Origin of the sequence: Bifidobacterium sp., from assembly GCF_051876855.1 — a bacterium.
Lineage (GTDB): Bacteria > Actinomycetota > Actinomycetes > Actinomycetales > Bifidobacteriaceae > Bifidobacterium.
Genome location: NZ_JBJEIH010000100.1, coordinates 1 through 5,277, shown reverse-complemented (window position 1 = coordinate 5,277; position 5,277 = coordinate 1). Strand labels below are relative to the sequence as shown.

Here is a 5,277-nt window from a genome sequence, read left to right as displayed (position 1 = left end):
CCCACAATCTCCGACCCATCCCACAAGCCACGCATACCACGACATACACAACCCACCCGATCGCCATCCCTCCCCCACAATCTCCGACCCATCCCACAAGCCACGCATACCACGACATACACAACCCAACAGATATCTCCTGATTCCCCTGCCTTTCACTATCTATAGACAAGCCACGTATGTCCGGACATACGGCTGTCGACAGAAGCCAACCGGGAATCGCCTCCGCAACAATTACTCATCGTTCGGCGTATCCCGGCGGATACACAACCCCACACTTTGCGCGGTTCAACGCACAGGAGTGCGACGCGGATCAGACAACTGGCGAAGCGTCAACGTCTTCCCCGTTCGCACCCGGCGACCCAGCTGACGTTCCAACCGGTCGACGACACTCGCCGCCAACTTCGCGCGAGACTGTTCACTGCACAAGTCAGCACTGGTTACTGCGACGTGCACCCAATGCGCGTCACCAATCGTCTTCAGCCGGCGCTGATCGCGATCCCACTGCCAAGCATGCTGACGCCCGTCATACTCGATTGCCACGCAGGCTTGTGGATACGCCAAATCCAAGAACAACCGTTCGCCACGGCCGCTGGCCCCGTCCGGCAATTCCAGACAATAGTTGACCTGCGGGCATGGCAATCCATGTTGCATAAGCGCCAGCCGTAGAAGGGTTTCGGGGAAGGAATCAGTATTCTCGTGCATCAGCTTCAGCGCACGCGTACATGTTTGGAATCGATTACGATTCCGCAAGCCCGTCATCCGAAGAAAATCCGTGACAGCTGATTCCAGCTGCCCGATGGAATAGTATTTCTGCTCAGCATCACGGCGGATGAGCGCATCACCGAGCAATATCATCTCCCGCAACCCCACCTTGCCGGCATACATGATCCATGTCATGCCCGGCGTCACACATGCAATGCCATCCACGGTCAGCGTCGGCAATTCATACGGCCAGACAATCGACCGAACGCCATGAAGCTGCGGTCTGCTGGGACAATCAGGAGCGACCACAGTCAAATCGTCAACATCAATCTCTGCGGGGACTTCCACGCACATCAATTTCAGCGCCGTCTCCAAGCCGAATACCAGGTGTTTACTGCTGCGTGACTGGGCTTCACGGCAGCGTTGCAACGTTACCGCACGGACGCGTATCAGTCTGGCACGCGTGGATTCAAAGAATTCCCCCGAACCGAGATTGCGGGAGCGTTCAACGAGTTTTGAGCATTGTCGTATATCTGTCATGATTCGACCGTATATGAACAGATGCCGTCGCGCATCATGAACCAGAACATGTGGATAAAAGTTGAACCAAGCTTTATTGCGCAAAAGCCGGTGCGTCTCACACCACGGAATCCGCTGACGAATCTTGCAATCAGTCAGGTGGCCACACGGGGCAAAAGAACAACGAGCTCGAGCTCCTTATGCTCAACCAAGGCAGCATGCATGTGCAGCCATGCGCGATCCTCAAAACAATCAGGCAAGCACACCATAATCTCCAGCAACCGATCAACGGCGTATCCCAAGGTGTACGTGTCGCAACAGATGCCCGCATTCGCTCGCGCAATCACAGCGCAACCACAAAATCACGCGCGTCCGCGCATACGCGACGCAACAGATGACGCTTCTTCCCTTGCCGCTAATGCAATACATAGCAGTCTGCGCATACCCGGGCATACGCAGCCCAGCAAACGTACCCGTCAACGCAGCCAGACTTGGCGACAATCGGCTATCGCGTATGCCAAGACATACGCAACATGACAGACAACCCGTCCCACCCGCATCGCCACAACACAACCCGACCACCACGCATGCCCCGGCATACACAACACAGCAGACGACCCACCCGCTCGCACAATCACGGCACAACCCGACCACCCTCGTATGTCCCGACATACGCAACATGACAGACCCATCAAGTTCCACGGGCACTATCTCGAAAAATAGAAGCAACGCATATCGGTGCATACGTAACGCTACAGATGCCCCACCGTCACGAACAATCACAGCAGCAACCGGCGATCACGCATGTCGTGACATACGCACAGCGCAACCGACGCCTACAACACCGACCCCAGCACTCACAACTCGCGCAGAATCACGTATGCCATCACATACGCGAAGCAACAGACACCACAGCGCCAGAGCAAAGTTGTCGCTACGATAATCTTTCCTTGCGCACCCGTTCAACGCGCACCCAACCCCGGCAATCCCTAAGCGCCCCGCGACACGCCGACGCCCTCACTTGCCGATTTGTGTTAACCGAGTTAAACTTTTAATCAAGTTCAGATTCAAAGACGAACCGTCCGCCCACCAGCGGAGCAGGGAGAACAGACGCAAGGAGGTGCCATGAACACAGAGTCCGCCGCCCCAGCAACCAGGTCCACCGTATCGGAGACCAATCGTTCGCGCGTGCTGCATTACCTGTACACCCACGGCATCAGCTCCCGCGCCAGCATCGCCCAAGCGCTCGGCCTGTCCGCGGCGGCAATCACGAAAATCACCGCGCGCCTGATCGACGCCGGCATCATCCACGAAGTCGGTGGCATTGAAGGTCGCAAAAACCGCCGGTCCATCGGACTGGAGCTCGACCCACGCCAATTCCATTTCATCGGCGTCAAGTTCGCCCGCAGCCTCGTCGAGATCGGCGTATTCGACCTCAAAGGCGAGACATCAAGCCTCACCGACTTGCCGCCCGTCCAGAACGACACGATTCCCGACACAATCCGCAGCATCCACAAGACCATCAACGCCTTGCTTGACAGCGATTCCTCAATCGTCGCCATCGGTATGGCGGTCCCCGGCCCTTACCTGCGCAACGAAGGCAGAACCGCCGTCGTTTCCTCAATGCAGGGTTGGCGCACATTCAATTTCCTTGACGAATTCTCGGACGCATTCCGCGTGCCCGTGTTCGTCGAGCAGGACGCCCGCGCCGGCGTGCTCGCCCAGTACCTGCTTGACCCAACGAGCAGCACCTGCCAAAACCTCGCCTACTATCTGCTGGGTGAAGGCGTCGGTCTCGGCGTGATTGACGACGGCCGGCTCGTCAACGGAGCCCAAGGCGGCGCCGCCGAAATCGGCCACGTCAGCATCGACGTCAACGGCCTGCCCTGCGATTGCGGCAACCGCGGATGCCTCGAGCGCTACTGCTCCGCCGTTGCCATCCACCGACGGCTCAGCGAAACCGGCATCGTCGCCAACAGCGACACCATGACGCACAAGCAAGCCTGCCACGCGCTGTTCGAACAGGCCGCGCAAGGCGATCGCGCGGCGCAGCGTCTCGTCCATGAGATTGGCAGGTACGTCGGCTACGGCTGCGTGACCATTTTCAACACGTTCAACCCCGAGCACATCGTCTTGGGCGACATCGTCGCAGAAGGCGGCCAACCGCTGCTGGACGCGGTGCACGAGGTAGTCGATGAGCGCGTCATTCCCGAACTCAACAAGGCAACCACCATCTGCCTGTCCAGACTTCCCGCGGATGCTGCCGTCATCGGCGCAGCCGCGGTCGCAGTGACCCAGTTCCTTGAACATCCATCAAGGTTCTTCGCCATCACCTAGACCCCGCCTAGGAACCCAATAACTGTCCAGATTTCCCAATCGGAAAAAAGAACAAACCAACCAACAACCAAAATATTGAAAGGAACCATCATGGCACAGCCAATCGTTCTCTCACTCGGTGAACTTCTGTGGGATATGCTCCCGGGAGGCAAGCGCGCAGGCGGCGCCCCGGTCAACTTCATCTACCACGCCATGCACAACGGCGCGGACGGCTACGCGATCAGCGCGGTCGGCGAAGACGATCTCGGCGACGAACTGATCAAGGTCACCAAGGACGCCGGTATCAACGCAATCATCCAGCGCAACGCTTGGCCGACCGGCACCGTGGATGTCGCCCTGAAGAACGGCATCCCGGAGTACACGATCGTCCGCGGCGTGGCTTGGGACCACATCCTGTACACCCGCGAGCTGATCAATCAGGTCGAGAAGGCCGACTGCGTGTGCTTTGGCACGCTCGGCCTGCGCTCCCCCGAATCGCATGACACCATCGTCGAGCTGCTCAAGCATACGAAGCCCGGCGCCATGAAGTTCTTCGACATCAACATCCGCGGCGACCACTACTCCAAGGAGCTGATCGAGGAGCTGCTCGGCTACGCGACCGTGTTCAAGCTCAACGATGCGGAACTCCTGCTGCTGCGCGATATGTTCGGCATCCGCGGCACTTCCGACGACGAGGCCTGCCGCTGGTTCCTCACCCAGTACGGTCTGGATTACATCATCCTGACCGGCGGATCGACCTTCAGCACGATCATTTCCAAGACCGGCGACAGCTCCACCCTGTCCACCCCGCATGTCGAGGTTGCGGACACGGTCGGCGCCGGCGACTCCTTCTCCGGCACTTTCGCGGCGAAGATTCTCACCGGTGCAAGCCTTGAGGAAGCCCACCGCACCGCTGTGAACACCGCCGCCTTCGTGTGCACGAACGATGGCGCATGGCCTGAGTATCCGGAGCACATTCCGGATTATCTCGCCGAAGCCGGTCTGTGATATTGCGGGGTTCGCGGGATTCCCTGCATTGCATGAGCCCCGCGGACCTCGTCCATGACACGCGGCTGGATTTCCGCGGATGTGTAGATTCCGTGAACTCCAGCCGCGCCAATATTTGGCCCCATTGCATAACCGCGTGATTTCGCGCGGTTCCACGTCTCGAACTCCCCTCTTTCCCCGGTTTTCCGTAATTTCGCAACCCACCCAAACCGCAAACCGGGAAATCAGAATATTAGACAAACCGGACGAGCGCAGACGTTTTTCTCTCCCTAATTTCGCTCCAACGCTCACTTTCGCACATCACAAAGTGACCGTAACCCCGCCGATATCGGCGTCTATAGATATCATCAAGAACCATCACAACTCGCATCGCGCATAAGGGGAAATCATGAGCAACACCACCGCGACAGCGAAGAAAACCACAGTCAGGGCGCTTATCCCTGTCATGGCCGCGTTCTTCGTCATGGGCTTCGTCGACCTGGTCGGCACAGCCACCAACTACGTCAAGCCGGAATTCAATCTTTCCGACTCTCAAGTGAACCTGTTCACCTCCATGGTGTTTTTCTGGTTCCTGATCTTCTCTGTTCCCACCGGCGTACTGATGAACAAAATCGGCCGCCGCAAAACCGTTCTGATTTCACTGATCGTCACCGCCGTGGCCATGCTGCTGCCGGTCGTCGCCTACACTGCGGCCGCCGGCACCCCGCGACTGGTGCTGATGATCGTCTC

At 58.3% G+C, this 5,277-nt stretch carries 4 protein-coding genes; 3 read left to right on the top strand and 1 reads right to left on the bottom strand.

Annotated elements, in window-relative coordinates; all coding sequences use genetic code 11:
* Nucleotides 1-288 precede the first annotated feature (288 nt).
* The gene (locus tag ACI38B_RS06720) at nt 289-1,245 is read right to left on the bottom strand and encodes a hypothetical protein (protein ID WP_439730075.1); all 957 of its coding nucleotides are present in this window, start codon (nt 1,243-1,245) and stop codon (nt 289-291) included.
* 1,104 nt (nt 1,246-2,349) lie between these two features.
* On the opposite strand from ACI38B_RS06720, the gene ACI38B_RS06715 reads away from it, so the two are divergent.
* The 3 genes from ACI38B_RS06715 to ACI38B_RS06705 form a co-directional block, all read left to right on the top strand.
* The gene (locus ACI38B_RS06715; RefSeq protein WP_439730074.1) at nt 2,350-3,561 is read left to right on the top strand and encodes an ROK family transcriptional regulator; all 1,212 of its coding nucleotides are present in this window, start codon (nt 2,350-2,352) and stop codon (nt 3,559-3,561) included.
* 90 nt (nt 3,562-3,651) lie between these two features.
* Entirely contained in the window at nt 3,652-4,548 is an 897-nt protein-coding gene (locus tag ACI38B_RS06710) for a carbohydrate kinase family protein (protein WP_439730073.1), read from the top strand.
* Nucleotides 4,549-4,936: 388 nt separating this feature from the next.
* A partial coding sequence (locus tag ACI38B_RS06705; protein ID WP_439730072.1) for an MFS transporter occupies nt 4,937-5,277 on the top strand: 341 nt, incomplete at its 3' end.

Bases quoted from the DNA above. Each gene is read 5' to 3' on its own strand.
- ACI38B_RS06720 (WP_439730075.1), bottom strand. From the start codon at position 1,245: ATGACAGATATACGACAATGCTCAAAACTCGTTGAACGCTCCCGCAAT.
- ACI38B_RS06715 (WP_439730074.1), top strand. From the start codon at position 2,350: ATGAACACAGAGTCCGCCGCCCCAGCAACCAGGTCCACCGTATCGGAG.
- ACI38B_RS06710 (WP_439730073.1), top strand. From the start codon at position 3,652: ATGGCACAGCCAATCGTTCTCTCACTCGGTGAACTTCTGTGGGATATG.